This is a genomic window from Haloterrigena turkmenica DSM 5511 (assembly GCF_000025325.1).
GTDB lineage: Archaea > Halobacteriota > Halobacteria > Halobacteriales > Natrialbaceae > Haloterrigena > Haloterrigena turkmenica.
In genome coordinates, this window is record NC_013743.1 from 395,308 (window position 1) to 411,622 (window position 16,315).

Consider the following 16,315-nt stretch of genomic DNA (forward strand, 5'->3'; position numbering starts at 1 on the left):
GTGGGTTCTCTGTGCCCCGTCAAAACCGTGTCGGACCTGCGTCCGGCCGATTCGTGGACCGGGGTCGCGTCCGTCCGGCGGCCGTGACGGTCGATGCGGGAAACGCTTTTTTCGCCGCGTAACCGAGTTCGTGCTATGGACCCGCTCGAGGGGGAAACGTCGTCGGTATCGATCGAGTACGAGCCGGTCAGCGTCAAGGACGTGCTCGTCGAGATGAAGGACACGGCGGAGCTGCTCATCGACCTCTCGTACTCGGCGGTCCTCCACCGCAACGCCGACCTCGCGCGGGAAGTGCTTCGCTTAGAAGAGCGGATGGACGTGCTCAAGCTCCGGGCGCGGATGAGCCTCATGATGGCCGTCCGCAAGCCGGCCGATGCGGAGGAGCTGGCACCCGTCCTCGGGATCGTCGCCGCCGCGGACGAGATCAGCGACGCGGCCGGCGACATCGCCAAGATCGTCTTGGAGGAGATGGGGCTGCCCGAGGCGATGCGCGCGGCGCTGCCCGAAGCGGCGGAGACGCTGGTTCGGGGCGTCGTCGATCCCGACTCCGTCTACGCGGATCGCACCCTCCAGGACATCGACCTCGAGTCCGAGACGGGCGTCCGCGTCATCGCCTTGCGCCGGGGAGACGAGTGGCTGCTCAACCCCGGTCCGAACACGACCGTCAAGAGCGATGACGTCGCGCTGCTGCGCGGTCCGGATCCGTCGATCGGCGACGTCTGCGAGGTGCTGACCGGTGACGTCTACGAGTCGCCGTCGGTCGACGACCCCGGAATCCCCGACTTAGAGCGGGCGGTCGACACCATCATCCACATGAAGAACCTCTCGGAGCTGGCGGTCGACCTGGCCTACAGCAGCGTGCTGTTCGACAGCGCCGAGTTAGCGGAGGAGGTGCGCAACCTCGAGGTCGAGGTCGACGCCATGCAGTCGCGGTTCGAGGCTTGGACGCTCCGAGCGGCCGCGGACGCGGACGACCCCGTCGTGTTGCGCGGGCTGATCCGACTGGGAACCAGTACGGAGGCCATCAGCGACGCGGCGATCAACATCAGCGAGGGCGTGCTCCGGGATATCGACGTCCACCCGGTCGTTCAGCTGGCGGTCCAGGAGAGCGACGAGATCATCACGCGGGTCGAAGTCGCGCCCGGAAGCGACCTCGACGGAATCGCGGTGACCGGCGGCGTTCCGGACGTCGAGTCGACCATGTCGGTGATCGCGATTCGACGGCCCGGCGAGGGCTGGCTGCTCGTGACCGACGCCGACGCCGAGCTACAGGGCGGGGACGTCCTCATCTCGAAGGGGACGCGGACGTCCGCGGCGGCGTTCGAGGAACTCGCGCAGGTCCAGCCCTGATCGGGCCGTCGACTCAGCCGGCGTACTCGAGCAGCACGGTCACGAGCTCGAGGTAGATGAGGGCCCCGAGGATGGCGATCACCGCGGCCAGCGCGAACGGGACGAGCGTCTCGCTCCCTTTTCGAATCGGCATCGTCCGGAGGAAGCCGATCATCGACCCGCCCTCCGTTCGCGGCGTTCACGTTGTGCGTGAGCGTCTCGGTGCGGTGGGAAACGGGCGTTTCGGTCCGTTCGTCGCCGGGATTCTCGAGGGGGTCGTGGGGCAGAGTCCATACAAATCGGCCCCACGGTCGGACACTTGAAGCTCAGTCAGACGCTCGACTGACGGTCTGACGCGTAGCTGACGCTGACCCGACGTCGGGTCCGTGGCGCGTCCGATCGTCCGCCGCTCGAAGTCGATCGACGTCACCGCTCGAGATCGACCGAGACGGACGTCTCCGCTCGAGTCCGTTGGAGCGCCCCCGAGGGCCGCGGCCATGCCCATACAGGGGCCTATTGCAAGGCCGCTCGAGCCCGTATAGGGGGACGAACCATGAACGCAGCGCTGAAGCCGCTCGACGAGCAGGTGATCGTGATCACCGGCGCGTCCTCGGGGATCGGACTGACGACCGCGCGGATGGCCGCCGACCGGGGCGCCAGCGTCGTCGTCGCCGCCCGGAGCGAAGACGCCCTCCGGCGGTTGACCGCGGAGATCCAGGCCGACGGCGGCGAGGCGACCTCCGTCGTCGCCGACGTCAGCGACCGCGAGGACGTCCGCGAGATCCGGCGGGTCGCCGAGGACACGTACGGCGGCTTCGACACCTGGGTCAACGGCGCGGCCGTCTCCATCTACGGCGAACTCGACGAGGTCCCGATCGAGGAGATGCGCGAGCAGTTCGACGTCAACGTCTGGGGGCTGCTCTACGGCTCGCTCGAGGCCGCCGACCACTTCAAATCCCGCGGGCGGGAGGGTTCGATCGTCAACGTCGGTAGCATCGTCTCCGAGCGCGCCGTCCTCCTACAGGGGAGCTACTCGGCCTCGAAACACGCCGTCAAGGGCTTCACCGAGACGTTCCGGATGGAACTCGAGCGCGAGGACGCGCCCGTCTCGGTGACGCTGATCAAGCCGAGCGCGATCGACACGCCGTTTCCCGACCACGCGAAGAATCACATGGACGAGGAAGCGACGCTGCCGGCGCCGGTCTACGCGCCGGAGACGGTCGCCCGGGCCATCCTCCACGCCGCGGAGAACCCCCAGCACGAGGTGACGGTCGGCGCCGGCGGCAAGGGGATGACCGTCCTCGGACAGCACGCCGCGCGCCTGCTGGACAAGATTATGGAGGTCGTCTTCTACCGCCAGCAGCGCACCGGCGATCCGCCCCGTCCCGACGCCCCGGACGGTCTCGAGGAGCCGACCGGCAGCCTCGATCAACGCGGCGGCTACGAGGGTCACGTCGCCGAGACGAGCCTCTACACGAGCCTCCGTCAGCGGCGGGAACTCCCCGGCTCGAGCGCGCTCGGGGCCGGGCTCGTCGCGGGGGCCGTCTACGCGGGGTACAGACTACTGCGCGACGGTCGCGACTCGAGCGGCGACGTCGCGGCGCCGGAGCCGGAATCGAAAGCGGATGCTGAGGAGCGTCGCCTCGAGATGCCGCGTCTCTGATCGTTCCGTCGATCCCGTTCTGCGGACGCGTCTCGAATCGCTCGAGCCGGACGCATATCGCTACGTCGTACGCGGTGTCACTGTGTCGGTACGACGACCTCCCGAGACGCCAGCGGCCGCAGCGACTCTGCAGTCGATACGCGTGTGCAGGCTCAACCGTTCACCGTCGGATACCCGAACGTCGGCCATGGTCGTCGTCACGCTCTTCGTCGTTAGTCTGCTGACCGGCGGACTGGGAATCTACGTCGGCGCGCGGCTGGTCGTCGGAGAAGAGGAACCCCTGCACGCGATCCTGACGGGACTGCTCGGGGCGGTCGTCTGGGTGGTCGGCGGCGTCCTCCTCGGCTGGATCCCCCTGCTCGGCCAACTGCTCGTGCTGGCGGTCTACGCGTGGATGGTCGACCGCCGGTATCCGGGCGGCTGGCGTAACGCCGTCTCGATCGCCCTCATCGCCTGGCTCGTCACCCTGGTCGTGCTGACCGTCCTCGCCTCCCTCGGGTTCGCGACCTACGAGGCGATCGGCGTCCCGTTCGCGTGACCGACCGTCGTTCTCGAGCCGATCACAGCGGTCCGACGTCCACGATCATCCACGCGAGACCGATCGCCGCGAGCGAGAGCGCGAGGTTGCCGGCCGCGTTGGCGACGGCGAGGCGCCGGTCGCCGCGCTCGTACAATCCGACGGTCTCGACCGAAAACGACGAAAAGGTCGTGAACGCGCCGCAGATCCCGGTCCCGACCAGTCGGAGCGTCGACTCGCTGGCGCCCGCGAAGAGGGCGAGCGCGAAGCCGAAACTCCCGAGCACGTTCACGGCCAGCGTGGGCCACGGAAACCGTTCGCTGGCTAGTCGTAGCGACACCCAGTGGCGGAGCACGGCACCGACCGCGCCGCCGACCCCCACGATCAGCGCCGGCTCGAGGGTCACGCCGTCTCACCGCCCGTTCCGGGTTCGAAGACCGCTCCGAGTCGACGCGCGACGGTTCGCCCCGCGAGGACGCCCGCGAAGCCGAACCCGTAGTTGCCGGCGACGATGGCGGCGAGGACGACGGGGTCGGCCGCCAGCGCGGTCTGGATCGCGAACGTGCTGTAGGTCGTCAGCGACGAGAGCAAGCCGGTGGAGAGAAAGAGTCGCGACCGCCGTCCCAGGAGTCCCGCGTACTCGGCTTCGTAGACGATGAACCCGAGCGCGGCACTGCCGAGGGCGTTGACCGCAAGTATCGCCCGAACGTCGGAGCCCAGCCCCATCGCCAAAAAGCGGAGGATCGCCCCGGCGAACGCTCCGACGGCGATCAACGCGAGCGTCTCGAGGCGAACGAGCGGGTGAGTGGCTGTCATGGGGTGGGTGATCGCGACGTGCGATCGGCAGATCGTTCGGATCGATCGGCTGCAGCGGGGTTCTCGCGGGATCGGCATCAGAATTTCGAAACGACCCCTCGAGCGCTCGGGTCGGCGGCGCGTCGCTCCCGCCGTCGACGGAAGGAAAAGAGCCAAGGTTAGACTGGCTCTAGACCGAGCCATGGCCACCGACGGCGCCGAGAGCGGGCAACGGGGCTTTACGCGTGCGGCGGTAGTCAACGTCCTCGGGAACGCGGTGAAGATCGTCGTCGAAGGAGCCGCGGGGTGGCTCTTCGGTAGCGTCGCCCTGCTGGCCGACGCGGCCCACTCGATCGCCGATCTGATCGCGAGCCTCGTCGTGCTCATTTGGGGTCGCAGTTCCTACGACGAACCCGACGACACCCATCCGCACGGCCACGACCGGATCGAACCCCTGACGGCGCTGTTCGTTGGGGCCATTATCGCCCTCCTCGGGCTGAACCTGCTCTACGAGTCCGCACAGGGAATCCTCCACGGCGTCGAGGTCGAGTTCAGCCCGCTCCTGCTCGGGGCGCTCGCGTTCTCGATCGCGGATATGTACCTCGTCTACCGCTACACGACGGTGATCAACGAGGCGCTGAACTCGACCGCACTCAAGGCCCTGGCGGTCGACTGCCTCAACGACATCTACACCTCCTTCGCCGCCGTCGTGGGCGTCGTCGGCGTCCTGCTGGGCCAGCCGCTGCTCGATCCGATCGCCGGCGGCTTCGTCAGCCTACTGGTCGTCTACCAGGGCGTCGAGATCGGCCGCGAGAACGTCGACTACCTCATCGGCGCCGCGGCGAGCCCGGAGCAACGGGCGGAGATCGTCGACGCCCTCCGCAGCCACCCCGACGTTCAGGGCGTCCACGACCTGACCGTCTTCTACGACGGCACCGTTCTCGAGGTTGAGGTCCACGTCGAGGTCGACGGCGACATGCCCTTCCGGCAGGCCCACGACGTCGAGTCGGAGCTGGTCGACCGAGTGCGCGACCTCGAGGACGTCGGGGACGCCCACGTCCACCTCGATCCGTCGGGAATCGGGGAGTGGAAGGAGCGACTCGACGAGCACTGATCGGTCAATCGCAGCCGCTGCAACGATTTATCCACCGATCGCACCGCTAAGTGTGATCGGGTGTGCACTGACGCTCAGTGGCGACTATCGTTTCAGAACCGTCCCGCGGCGGAGTCGGCCGCGTCCGAATCGATCGCGTCTCGATCGTTCGGTTTCGTCTCGGTCGGTTCCCGATCGGTGGGGTCCGTCTCCGTCGCTGACTGCTGTCCACGTCTCCCGCCGACGACGGGAGCCCCTTCGGCGTCGGCTGCCCGCTGCGAGCCGCCGGCCGCCGCCGGCCGCCGCCGGATCCGAATCGGTTCGACGCCGATTCGGGGGCTCGGCGGCTCGCTCGTCGCCGGCCCGCGACAGCGTCACGGCGAAGACGCTCCCGTCGGGCCCGGTCTCCGCGAGATCGACGTGCCCGCCGTACCGCGTCGCCAGAATCCGAACGAGGTACAATCCCAGCCCGTGGTTGTCGGATCGCCGGTCGAACAGCGTTTCGCGAACGGGCGTCGGAATACCGGGCCCGTTGTCCGCGATCCGGACGGTAACGGTTTCGTCCGTCGTCGCGACCGTCACCTCGACGCGAGGGGGCTCGCTGTCGTTGTGTTCGACGGCGTTCTCGAGGAGGTTCGCGAAGATCCATCCGATCCCCTCGTTCCCCTCGACGCGCACGTCGGCCGGAACCAACGCCTCGACCTCGACGTCGTCGAACCGCCGTTCCAGGTCCGTCACCTCGTCGGCCAGGACGTTCTCGAGCGTGACGACGGTGCCGCCCGCCGACGGCTGCGTCGCGTTCAACATCGCGCGGATATCGTCGATCACGTCGGTCAGTTCCTCGCTCTCGCGGTCGATCGCCTCGAGGGACGCGCGCGTCGAATCGTCGGCGTCCTCGAGGAGGAGCGTCGCGTGACCGCCGATGATCTGGGTACTGTTGAGCACCTCGTGGCGCAGCAGATCGCTGAGATACGTGAGGAGTTCGCGGTCCTCCTCGCGTTGCTCGGCGCGGGCCACCGCGGCCGTCGCCTCGACTTCCCGCTGGATCGCTCGCGCTTCGACGTAGCCGACGAGGAAGCCGGTCCCGGCCCCCGCGTTCAGCGAGAACTGCGCCCAGGCGACGTTGCCGACGAGACCGTTCCAGGGGAAAAACGCCATGACGAAGACGTTGACGGCCAGAAAGCCGATCCCGCCGCCGAAGCACCACTGAAGGACTCGTCCGTATCGATCGGCACCGATACCGCTCCGAGCGAGCCGGACGCCGGCCCAGACGAGCGCGAGCGCGGGGAGGCAGACGGTGACGAACCCGACGACGACGGCTGTCAGGGTGAGCAGCGAACGGAACCAGAGACACCACGCGACGAACACGCCGGCAGACAGGAGTCCGAGGCCGCTGACCGTCCAGGGGAACACCCGCGCCGGCCGTTCGCCCCGTCGGCGCCTCGTCGCGCCGCTCATGATCCCCTCACCGACGAACCACCCGCGGGCCGTGACGGCATCTGCGCTAACCAACTCAGGCCGATGTAATGTCTGTAACGGCTCGGTGGTCGGTCCGTTCGCGGGGACGGGGGCCAGCTTTTATCTCGGACGCTGACGGGCTATCAGTATGACCACGGAGATCGGTACGGTACACGAGGTGACGGCTGGCGACTGTGCGGACTGTTACTATATCGACACGGGAATGTACGATACCCCGGAGTACGGCGCCGTCTACATCGTCGACGACGATCGGCCCGCCGTCGTCGAGACCGGGCTCGGAACGAACCACGAACTGATCCTCGAGGCGCTTGCCGAACTCGGCATCGACCGCGAGGAACTCGCGGCCATCGCGGTGACCCACATCCACCTCGATCACGCCGGCGGCGCGGGCTACCTCGCCGAGGCGTGTCCGAACGCGGACGTCTACGTCCCGTCGCCGGGCGCGGGGCTGCTCGTCGATCCGACGCGGCTGGTCGAGGGGACGAAAGCCGCCGTCGGCGACCAGTGGGAGTTCTACGTCGAACCGAAGCCGATCGTCAAGGACCGAATCGTCGAGCTCGAGGACGGCGACGTCGTCGACCTCGGGACCCACGAACTACGCGTCCACGAGGCGCCGGGCCACGCCTTCCACCAGGTCGTTTTCGAGGACCCCGCGAACGACGCCGTCTTCACGGGTGACGCCGCGGGTATCTGGGTCCCCGAGACCGAGGAAATCCGGGAGACCTCGCCGCCCTCGGACTTCCACCTGGAGCAGTGCCTCGAGGACGTCGAGACCCTGAAAGCGATCGATCCGGACGTCCTCCTCTACACCCATTTCGGCCCCCGAGAGGTCGGCGACGACGCCGCGGACGCGCTCGAGGCGTACGCGACCGTCCTCGAGGAGTGGGTCGCGACCGTCGCGGAGAAACGCGCGGAACTCGAAGACGACGCGGCCGTGATCGATTATTTCGCCGGCTCCGAGGAGATGGCCGACGTCTGGGGGGAGCGCAAGGCCGGCGCCGAGGCCGCGATGAACGCGCGCGGCGTCCTCGGCTACCTCGACGAACGCGACTGAACGGACTCGCGTCCGTCGACGGCCGCGGAGCGACCCAACCCGCCGCGAGTTTCCGCTGCAGTCGGTCGATCGGACCGTACAGGCACTCTCAGCCCGATTTGGAGGCCGAAGCGTGCCCAGAGGCAACTGATCACAGTTTTACCACGTTTTATCGCGCGGGAGGTACTGTCACGCGTATATGGACTGGCGGGACGCGGAACGAGAGTACGAGGACGAGACGATCCGGGAGACGACGCTCGGACGGATGTTCGAACGCTCGGCCGAGCGAAACGCGAATCGACCGGCCCAGCGGTACAAGGGCGGCATCTACGATCGATCACTGACCGATTCGGTGATCCGGTCCGCGACTCCCGGCGAGTTTCGTCCGCTCTCCTACGCCGAGATGCGCGATATCGTGCGCAAGCTCTCGGCGGGCTTTCACGACCTCGGTGTCGACGCCGGCGACCGCGTGGGCCTGTTCGCGAACACCCGGATGGAGTGGGCCCAGTGTGACTTCGCCCTGCTCAGCGCGGGCGCCGCCGTCACGACCGTCTACACGAGTTCCTCGCCGAGACAGGTCGAGTACTTACTCGACGACCCAGACGCCGACGCCGTCGTCGTCGAGAACGCGGCCCTCCTCGAGCGGGTCCTCGAAGTCGAGGACGAACTCGACCTCGAGTTCGTCGTCTCGATCGACGAGCTCGACGGCTACGACGACCGCGACGACATCTACACCTTAGACGAGGTCTACGACCGCGGCGCGGAGACGTTCGACCTCGAGGCCTACGAGAAGCGACTCGACGCGGTCGAACTGGACGATCTGGCGAGTCTGATCTACACCAGCGGGACCACGGGCCAGCCCAAGGGCGTCCAGCTCACCCACTGGAACTTCCGGTCGAACGTCAACGCGATCCGCAAGCGGTTCGCGCGCCGACCGGACCGGGACGACGACGTACCGACGTTAGACGAGGAGTCCCTGGCGATGTCGTACCTGCCGCTGGCCCACGTCTTCGAGCGGACGGCGGGTCACTTCGTGCTGTTCGCCAGCGGCTCCTGTATCGCCTACGCGGAGAGTCCGGACACGCTCCAGGAAGACTTCAGCGCCGTCGGGCCGACGACGGCCACGAGCGTCCCCCGCGTCTACGAGAAGATCTACGACGGCATCCGCGAGCAGGCCAGCGAGTCCGGCGCGAAACGGAAGATCTTCGAGTGGGCGACCGACGTCGGCGTCGCGTACCAGCGGGCCGACTCGCCCGGGCCGATTCTCCGGGCCAAGCAGGCGCTCGCCGACAAACTCGTTTTTTCGACGGTCCGCGAGGCGCTCGGCGGTGAGATCGATCTGCTGATCAGCGGCGGCGGCAGCCTCTCGCCGGAGCTCTGCCAGCTCTACCACGCCATGGGGTTGCCCATCTTCGAGGGGTACGGACTGACCGAGACCGCGCCGGTCGTCTCGACGAACCCGCCGGACGCCACGAAGATCGGCACCATCGGGCCGGCGCTGTCCAACGTCGATCTGCGAGTCGACGAGACCGTCGCCGACCAGGAGGCGTTCGACGGTGACCCCGGCGAGGTCGGCGAACTCCTCGTTGCGGGGCCGAACGTCACCGAGGGCTACTGGAACAAGCCCGGCGCGACCCAGGGCGCGTTCACGGAGGACGACGACGGCGAGCGGTGGTTCCGCACCGGCGACATCGTCCACCTCCGGCCCGACGGCTACCTCGAGTTCCGCGATCGACTCAAGCAGCTCATCGTCCTCTCGACGGGGAAGAACGTCGCGCCTGGGCCGATCGAGGACGCCTTCGCGGCCAGCGAGGTCGTCGAGCAGGCGATGGTCGTCGGCGACGGCGAGAAGTTCATCGGCGCTCTGCTGGTCCCCAACACGGCCCACGTCCGTGAGTGGGCCGACGAGGAGGGGATCGACCTGCCCGACGACCCCGAAGCGATGTGCGACGACGAGCGCGTCCGCGAGCACGTCCAGGAGGAAGTCGACCGCGTCAATCAGCAGTTCGAGAAACACGAGACGATCAAGCGGTTCGAACTCGTTCCCCAGGAGTTCACCGAGGAAAACGACATGCTGACGCCGACGATGAAGAAGAAACGGCGAGTCATCCTCGAGCGGTTCGAGGACCGCGTCGACCGGATCTACGCGGACGACTGATCGGCCGTGCCGCATCGAAGTTCGTCGACGTCGACCGCCTCGTCGGATCGACGTCAACGACCGATATCCGACGGCGTCGCGCGGTTCTCACAGGAGTTAACCGCATGGAACGACTCGAGTCGACACGAATGGACGTGCCAGCGACATCCCGACTGCTCACGGACCGACAGTCGCGACTATGACGGCGGCAGAAGGCGGTAATCTACTGGTACTGATCGCCACGATCGTCGGTCTCGGCGTCATCTCGCAACTGCTGTCCGCCCGGTTTCGGGTCCCGAGCGTCCTCTTTCTCATCATCTCCGGTGTCGCCATCGGTCCGGAGGGGCTCGGCCTGTTGACGCTCGACTCCTTTGGCGAAAGCGGGCTCTCGACGATCGTCGGGCTGAGCGTCGCTATCATCGTGTTCGAGGGCGCGTTTCACCTCAAGGCAACCAAGATCAAGGAGGCACCGTCGGCCGTCCTGCGGCTGACCACGGTCGGCGCGGCGATCGCCTTCCTCGGCACCGCCGCCGCGGTTCGGTTCTTCCTCGAGGCCAACTGGGACATCGCGCTGTTAATCGGCGCGCTGCTGATTGCGACGGGGCCGACGGTGATCACGCCGATTTTGAAAGTGGTTCCCGTCCGCGACCGAGTCGCCGCCACCCTCGAGACCGAGGGGATCGTCAACGACGTGACGGCGGCGATCCTCGCGGTTGTGCTGTTCAAGGCGATGACCGTCCGGGAACTGACCGCCGACATCTACCTACAGTTGTTCGCCGAACGACTCGGAACGGGACTGCTCGTCGGCGTCGTCGTCGCCGCGATCGTCTGGGCGGTGCTCCAGTACGTCGACATCTCGCCGGACGACGCGCCGCGGAACGCGCGGCTGCTGACACTGGCGGGCGCGATCGTCGCCTTCGGCACGGCCGACTACGTGTTCGCGGAGGCCGGCGTCGCAGCGGCCGCGACGGCGGGACTGATCCTCGGCAACGCCAACCTCCCCTACGAGGAGGAGATCGAGGCGTTCAAGGGCGACGTGACGCTGCTCGTCCTCTCGTTCGTCTTCATCACGCTCGCGGCCCTGCTCGAGTTCGACCAGCTGTTCGCGCTCGGACTCGGCGGTGTGGCCGTCGTCGTGGCCGTCATGCTCGTCCTGCGGCCGCTGCTGGTCTTCCTCTCGACGCGCGGCGACCGATTCACCTTCGAGGAGACGGTGTTCATGAGCGCCGTCGGCCCGCGCGGGATCATTCCGGCGTCGGTCGCGACGCTGTTCGCCATCCGATTGCAGACCGAGGCGCCGCCGACGAACGCGGCCGGTGCGGACCTGCTCGTCGGCACGGTCTTCCTCGTCATCCTCGTGACGGTCGTCCTCGAGGGCGGATTCGCCAGACAGATCGCGGAGAAACTCGACGTAATTCCAATGCGTGTACTCATCATCGGCGGCGGCCGCGTCGGTCGCTCGCTGGCAGAACGACTCGAAGCGCGCGGCGAAAACGTGGTCATCATCGAGGCGGATCTCGCTACCCTCGAGGCTCTTCGCAACGAGGGGTTCACCGCCCGTCGGGGTGACGGGACCGACGTCGACATGTTACGCGAGGCGGGCGCCGAGAACGCCAAGACCGTCGTCGCGGCGACCGGCGACGACGACGCGAACCTGCTCGTGGCACAGCTCGCGAAGTCGAACTTCGACGTCGAGAACGTGATCGCCCGGGCGAACAACCCGTCGAACGCGTCGGCGTTCGAGGACCTGGGCGTCCAGACCATCTCGGCGGCCGAGTCGACCGCGTGGGCGATCGACAACCAGATAGAGCGGCCGGCGCTCTCGAACTGGATGTCCGAACTCGGCCGCTCCGGCGACGTCCAGGAGATCGAGATCACCGACGACGCCCTCGTCGGCGAGCGGATCGTCGACATCGGCGACGACCTCCCCAACGGCGTCCTCATCGCGCTCGTGAGCCGGAACGGCACCAGCGAGGTGCCCACGCCCGACGTCGAACTGCAGCGGGGCGATCACATCACGCTCATCGGTCGCAACGAGGCGGTAAGCGAGGCGATCGAGCGGTACGGCAAGCCGGTGTAGACGGCCGTCCGGCGATCGTCAGCCGGCGTCCGGTACGCGAACCGAGACGGTCAGAGCACGACCGTCACGACGCCGAAGAGGATGAGCACGCCCGTGATATCGCAGACGTTCGTGACGATGGGGATCGTCGTGTCGTCGGGGTCGTAGCCGAATCGATAGGACAGGTACACCGAGACCGTACTGACGAGGACGACCCAGACCGCCAGCAGCATTCCGCTGACGATCGTGATCACCAGCAGCGTTCCGAGTCCGAGGTTCCCGCCGAGGACGTTGCCGATCCCCCACGCGGCGAACCCCAGCATGACGAAGACGGTCGCCGCCAGCCCGATCACGGCGCCGACGTTCGCCCGGATGTCGGGGTTGGTCGGCGAAAACTCGAGCGTCCCGAGGTGTAACTGGGTCGACAGCCGCGCGCACATGATCGATCCCAGGTTGCCCGCCGTGCCGATCATCACCGGGACGAGGACGAGCAGCGACGGATACGACAGCAACTGCTCCTCGAACGACTCGAGGACGGTCCCCGAGACCATCTGCAGGATCGACAGCGCGAGCAATAGCGGAACGAGCGTCGAGACGATTCCGCTGACGGTCCACTCGCGAGGAAGGTTCTCCTGCGGGAGTTCCTCCGTCGGCTCGTCGCCGCGACGGACGTCGCCGCCGGCGCTCACAGCACCACCCCCGCGACCCAGATGCCGATCAGCAGGAAGGCGACGCCGAAGACGTCGCCGACGGTCGTCACGACCGGGCCGATGACGTTGTCCGGATCGAGACCGCGGCGGTACCCCTTGAAGATCACCGTCAGCAACACCCCCAGCATCGCGAACGCGGAGAGCAGGGCGGCGACGATCAGGACGACGAGCAACTCGAGGAGGTTCGCCTCCCGACCCAGCACGAGCGACACGCCCCAGCTCAACACCGCAATGAACACGGAGACGATCATCCCGTTGCAAAAGGAGGCGACGATGGCGTTTCGCAGGCGATCGTTCCACTCGAAGTGGGGATCGATCAGCCCCTGATGGAGACCGCTCGAGAGGCGCGCGCCCAGCGAGCCGTAGACGCCGCCCCGCGTCGCGAGGAAGGCCGGCAGCAACAGCAGGATTCCGGGGACGCTCTCGATCCCCTCGCGCATGGTCTCGGTGCCCAGCAGCGTCCCGGAGAACAGTCCCGCGACGAGGCTGACGAGGATGACCGGTAGCGCCTGCCTATAGACGTCGATGGCCGAGTCGTGGCCCAGCATCTGTCTGAAGGTCTGTGGCCGCTGCATTAAGCGTTGGTCTCTCCGACGGTCGCGCCCTGTCCCATTCGTGGGTTGTCACGGAATCACGGGCGACTCGAGAAACAGAGCGGCGTCGCGTCGGTGAGGGTTGACGAATCAGTTCCACTCGCCACGTCGCTCGCCAGCGCGCTATGACAGTCGTCGATACTCTGATTTCGGTATTCAGAACGACGGCTGAAGTTGAACCCGCTCGATTCGGTAACTACGTCTGCGTACTGTTCGATGTTCTCTATTACATGACACTCAGATTACGCCGTCACCATAACTGCTTATGGAGCGAGAAGATGTCTCTCCTCTATGACCGATTCGAGTAACGACGAGTTCGACCCAACAGCACCAGACCAACGGGAGATTGGCCGCGAAATGGTTGACGACAGTACGGGACTCGGTTCGGTGATGGCCCACGCCTATCGCGGAGAGATAGATCGAGTAGGGACGTGGCGGCAGCGCCTCGATGAGTCAACGACGTGGGCGGTGACGCTGATGGCAGCAATCTTGACGTGGGCGTTTTCGAGTACCGATAACCCACACTATATCTTGCTGATCGGGATCGTTGTCGTCACCATCTTTCTGGGCATCGAAGCACGGCGGTACCGGGACTACGATGTCTTTCGCTCTCGTGCTCGAGTCATCCAAGAGAACCTGTTCGCAAACGCCCTCGACCCGTCCCAAGGGACTGAAAGTCACGACTGGCGGGCGGAACTGAGCAGGGACTATCGTAGGCCGACGTTGAAAGTCTCGTTATATGAAGCACTCGCAAACCGGCTCCAGCGTGTGTACCTTGCTCTGCTCAGTGTCCTATTGGTCGCATGGGTCTTCAGGATTACAGCGTTCGCGCCGCGCCAAGACTGGCTGACAACCGCTGGAATCGCCCGTATCCCCGGGATTGCTGTGGTTGTCGTTGTGGGTGTGTTCTACGTCGTACTGCTGGGCGTCACCTTCTGGCCCCGCGAGCGCCATGCCAAGGGTGAATTCCGTGAAGGGGACTCGGACGACTGGAAAGAGACAGACCGATAAATCCGTTATCTGTATCGGTCACCAAGTTTTCGTGATTACCTCTTGTAGGAATGCTCCAAACGGTGGGTGGACACGATGCGATTCAGTCGCCGGACAGGTGCTTCCCACGAGCGATGACATACATAAGTGCGCTCCCCGCATCGACGGCGAGGATAAATTCCCGATCACTGCCAGTATCGCAGCTGGACCCTGAGCACCGAGCAAGAATACAAGAGTGAACGAGACGAGACTGACGAGCGCGAACGCACCGATGAGTTTGCCGAGCGGGACTGCTTCGTATCGAATCCAAGACTATCGTCGCAACGGCCCGGCGGCGTGAGGGAGTGCTCGCCATCCATTGTCCGCTTCGATGTCCGAGTGTTTGCGCGTTGTACTGCTGGGCGTCCAAGCAGACCATATTCCGTATCAGGAATGTTCCCACTCCCTCGGTGGTGGACCGGGGTATAGAGGGCTGTAGTCCCTACTAGTAGTGATGTCCGAATCAGAAGTGACCCGCTGGGAGTACGAGACGCTTCGCCCACCGCGCGATGAGACGCAAAAAGAAGCAGAGGATCCGAAAGCAGAGTTGAATCAACTCGGTGCAGAGGGCTGGGAGTTTGTGGAGACGATCGACTACGAGGGAGGCGGCACCAAGTACCTCGTTTTCAAGCGGCCTGCCCAATCGGGTGATTCAGTATGACTGACGAGACCGACATCAGTACGGCCAATACGATGCGTGAGCGCTCAGGCGAAAGTCGGATTAAACTCTGGTTGCTGCTGCGCGCGAACCGCTTTCTCGTCTCCAGCATCCTGACCAGTGCCGTGTTTGTCGCATTCGTCATCGCCGTCGCTGCCCTCGATCCACCGTTTTCACGGCAAATCGAGTCCGGCGACATGATCGACACGATGTTCTCGACGATGATCACGGTCATTGTGACTGGGACGACACTTGTCGTCACGATCGGTCAACTCGTCCTCTCCCAAGAGAACGGCCCGCTCGGCGATCAACGCGAGCGTATGTCCAGTTCGATGGATGTCCGGGACTTTACTGAAGAATTAATCGGATCTCCGAGTCCTGCCGATCCATCCGAATTCCTCCGGCAGATCATCGGAATCACGGCACAACGGACGACGGCTCTTCGAGAGTCTATTGACAAGAATGATAACGAGAACCTCCGAGAAGAGGTCGATGAATTCGCTGAAAGCGTCACTGGGAACGCTGACACGGTGCGTGACCAGCTTGAAGGTGCACAGTTCGGCTCGTTCGATGTGTTATTTGCTGCACTAAATTTCAATTATAGCTGGAAGATATTCCAAGTTGAACGTCTCGCGAACGAACACGAAGAGAGCCTCAATGAGGAAGAGCGCGGTTTGCTTGACGACCTCAAAACAGCGCTGTCTCTGTTTGGTCCGGCGCGCGAACACGTCAAGACGCTGTACTTCCAGTGGGCACTCATCGACTTGTCTCAGATGATTCTCTATGCTGCAGTCCCAGCATTGGCCGTTGCGGGTATCATGGTCGCAATCGTCGATGCGGGGACGTTCCCAGGAAGCACACTCGGTCTCGATCACATCATCCTCATCGTGGGCGGTGCGTTTGCGGTGACGCTCGTTCCATTCATGCTGTTCGTCTCGTACGTCCTTCGCATCGTCACCATAGCGAAACGGACACTTGCCATCGAGCCGCTGATCCTCCGCGAATCACAACGCTAAGATCCGACGCAGAACTCAAACCTCAGACACGGTTGGATGTGGACGCTTCGTGTGATACTGAGATTAGTCACTCTCAGAACGGGCGTCGATTGCTCGCGTCCCGCCACAGTTCCAATACTGTCCTCCGCGAGGAGATCGACACAGGCGCTGTTGAATGCCTTTGGAAAATTCCCCAACCCCATTGAGCCTCTAAGATCGAAAATA

16 protein-coding genes are annotated in these 16,315 nt (G+C 65.3%); 10 read left to right on the forward strand and 6 right to left on the reverse strand.

What is annotated here, in order from left to right:
- The first annotated feature begins 135 nt into the window (after positions 1 to 135).
- Positions 136 to 1,350: a potassium channel family protein gene (locus HTUR_RS01810; RefSeq protein ID WP_012941591.1), complete on the forward strand. Its 1,215-nt coding sequence runs from the start codon at positions 136 to 138 to the stop codon at positions 1,348 to 1,350.
- A 13-nt stretch (positions 1,351 to 1,363) separates the two neighbouring features.
- Here HTUR_RS01810 and HTUR_RS27160 read toward each other — a convergent pair whose 3' ends face one another.
- Positions 1,364 to 1,504 carry a hypothetical protein gene (locus HTUR_RS27160; protein WP_012941592.1) on the reverse strand — a complete coding sequence of 47 codons (141 nt, stop codon included), beginning with the start codon at positions 1,502 to 1,504 and terminating at the stop codon, positions 1,364 to 1,366.
- Between the two features lie 378 nt (positions 1,505 to 1,882).
- Here HTUR_RS27160 and HTUR_RS01815 point away from each other — a divergent pair, with 378 nt between their 5' ends.
- Positions 1,883 to 2,992 carry an SDR family oxidoreductase gene (locus HTUR_RS01815; RefSeq protein ID WP_012941593.1) on the forward strand — a complete coding sequence of 370 codons (1,110 nt, stop codon included), beginning with the start codon at positions 1,883 to 1,885 and terminating at the stop codon, positions 2,990 to 2,992.
- Between the two features lie 187 nt (positions 2,993 to 3,179).
- Positions 3,180 to 3,530 (forward strand): hypothetical protein, encoded by a 351-nt coding sequence (locus HTUR_RS01820; RefSeq protein ID WP_012941594.1) that lies wholly within the window; start codon positions 3,180 to 3,182, stop codon positions 3,528 to 3,530.
- Between the two features lie 22 nt (positions 3,531 to 3,552).
- Here the strand turns inward: HTUR_RS01820 and crcB are convergent, their stop codons facing one another.
- Together crcB and HTUR_RS01830 are read right to left on the reverse strand one after the other, a co-directional pair.
- Positions 3,553 to 3,915 (reverse strand): fluoride efflux transporter CrcB, encoded by a 363-nt coding sequence (gene crcB / locus HTUR_RS01825; RefSeq protein WP_012941595.1) that lies wholly within the window; start codon positions 3,913 to 3,915, stop codon positions 3,553 to 3,555.
- Entirely contained in the window at positions 3,912 to 4,325 is a 414-nt protein-coding gene (locus HTUR_RS01830; protein WP_012941596.1) for a CrcB family protein, read from the reverse strand. The genes crcB and HTUR_RS01830 overlap by 4 nt, the downstream gene beginning before the upstream one ends.
- A 181-nt stretch (positions 4,326 to 4,506) precedes the next feature.
- Between HTUR_RS01830 and HTUR_RS01835 the strand changes: the two genes are divergently transcribed.
- A complete protein-coding gene (locus HTUR_RS01835) occupies positions 4,507 to 5,418 on the forward strand; it encodes a cation diffusion facilitator family transporter (protein WP_012941597.1) in 912 nt (303 codons plus the stop codon).
- 84 nt (positions 5,419 to 5,502) lie between these two features.
- Here the strand turns inward: HTUR_RS01835 and HTUR_RS01840 are convergent, their stop codons facing one another.
- Entirely contained in the window at positions 5,503 to 6,855 is a 1,353-nt protein-coding gene (locus tag HTUR_RS01840; protein ID WP_012941598.1) for a sensor histidine kinase, read from the reverse strand.
- 148 nt (positions 6,856 to 7,003) lie between these two features.
- Here HTUR_RS01840 and HTUR_RS01845 point away from each other — a divergent pair, with 148 nt between their 5' ends.
- The 3 genes from HTUR_RS01845 to HTUR_RS01855 all read left to right on the forward strand — a co-directional run bounded on the left by HTUR_RS01845 (position 7,004) and on the right by HTUR_RS01855 (position 12,126).
- Complete coding sequence (locus HTUR_RS01845; RefSeq protein WP_012941599.1) at positions 7,004 to 7,930, forward strand: MBL fold metallo-hydrolase; 927 nt, start codon at positions 7,004 to 7,006, stop codon at positions 7,928 to 7,930.
- A gap of 178 nt (positions 7,931 to 8,108) precedes the next feature.
- Positions 8,109 to 10,067, forward strand: coding sequence for an AMP-dependent synthetase/ligase (locus HTUR_RS01850; protein ID WP_012941600.1), 1,959 nt, complete (start codon positions 8,109 to 8,111; stop codon positions 10,065 to 10,067).
- Positions 10,068 to 10,245: 178 nt separating this feature from the next.
- Entirely contained in the window at positions 10,246 to 12,126 is a 1,881-nt protein-coding gene (locus HTUR_RS01855; RefSeq protein ID WP_012941601.1) for a cation:proton antiporter domain-containing protein, read from the forward strand.
- A gap of 50 nt (positions 12,127 to 12,176) precedes the next feature.
- Here HTUR_RS01855 and HTUR_RS01860 read toward each other — a convergent pair whose 3' ends face one another.
- Positions 12,177 to 12,794, reverse strand: coding sequence for a magnesium transporter (locus tag HTUR_RS01860; RefSeq protein WP_012941602.1), 618 nt, complete (start codon positions 12,792 to 12,794; stop codon positions 12,177 to 12,179).
- Positions 12,791 to 13,363 carry a magnesium transporter gene (locus HTUR_RS01865; protein WP_049941563.1) on the reverse strand — a complete coding sequence of 191 codons (573 nt, stop codon included), beginning with the start codon at positions 13,361 to 13,363 and terminating at the stop codon, positions 12,791 to 12,793. The genes HTUR_RS01860 and HTUR_RS01865 overlap by 4 nt, the downstream gene beginning before the upstream one ends.
- 336 nt (positions 13,364 to 13,699) lie before the next feature.
- Here HTUR_RS01865 and HTUR_RS01870 point away from each other — a divergent pair, with 336 nt between their 5' ends.
- The 3 genes from HTUR_RS01870 (at position 13,700) to HTUR_RS01880 (ending at position 16,111) form a co-directional block, all read left to right on the forward strand.
- A complete protein-coding gene (locus HTUR_RS01870) occupies positions 13,700 to 14,419 on the forward strand; it encodes a DUF2270 domain-containing protein (protein WP_012941604.1) in 720 nt (239 codons plus the stop codon).
- Between the two features lie 472 nt (positions 14,420 to 14,891).
- A complete protein-coding gene (locus HTUR_RS01875; RefSeq protein WP_012941605.1) occupies positions 14,892 to 15,098 on the forward strand; it encodes a DUF4177 domain-containing protein in 207 nt (68 codons plus the stop codon).
- Complete coding sequence (locus tag HTUR_RS01880; RefSeq protein WP_012941606.1) at positions 15,095 to 16,111, forward strand: hypothetical protein; 1,017 nt, start codon at positions 15,095 to 15,097, stop codon at positions 16,109 to 16,111. Before HTUR_RS01875 ends, HTUR_RS01880 begins: the two co-directional genes overlap by 4 nt.
- Positions 16,112 to 16,315 lie beyond the last annotated feature (204 nt).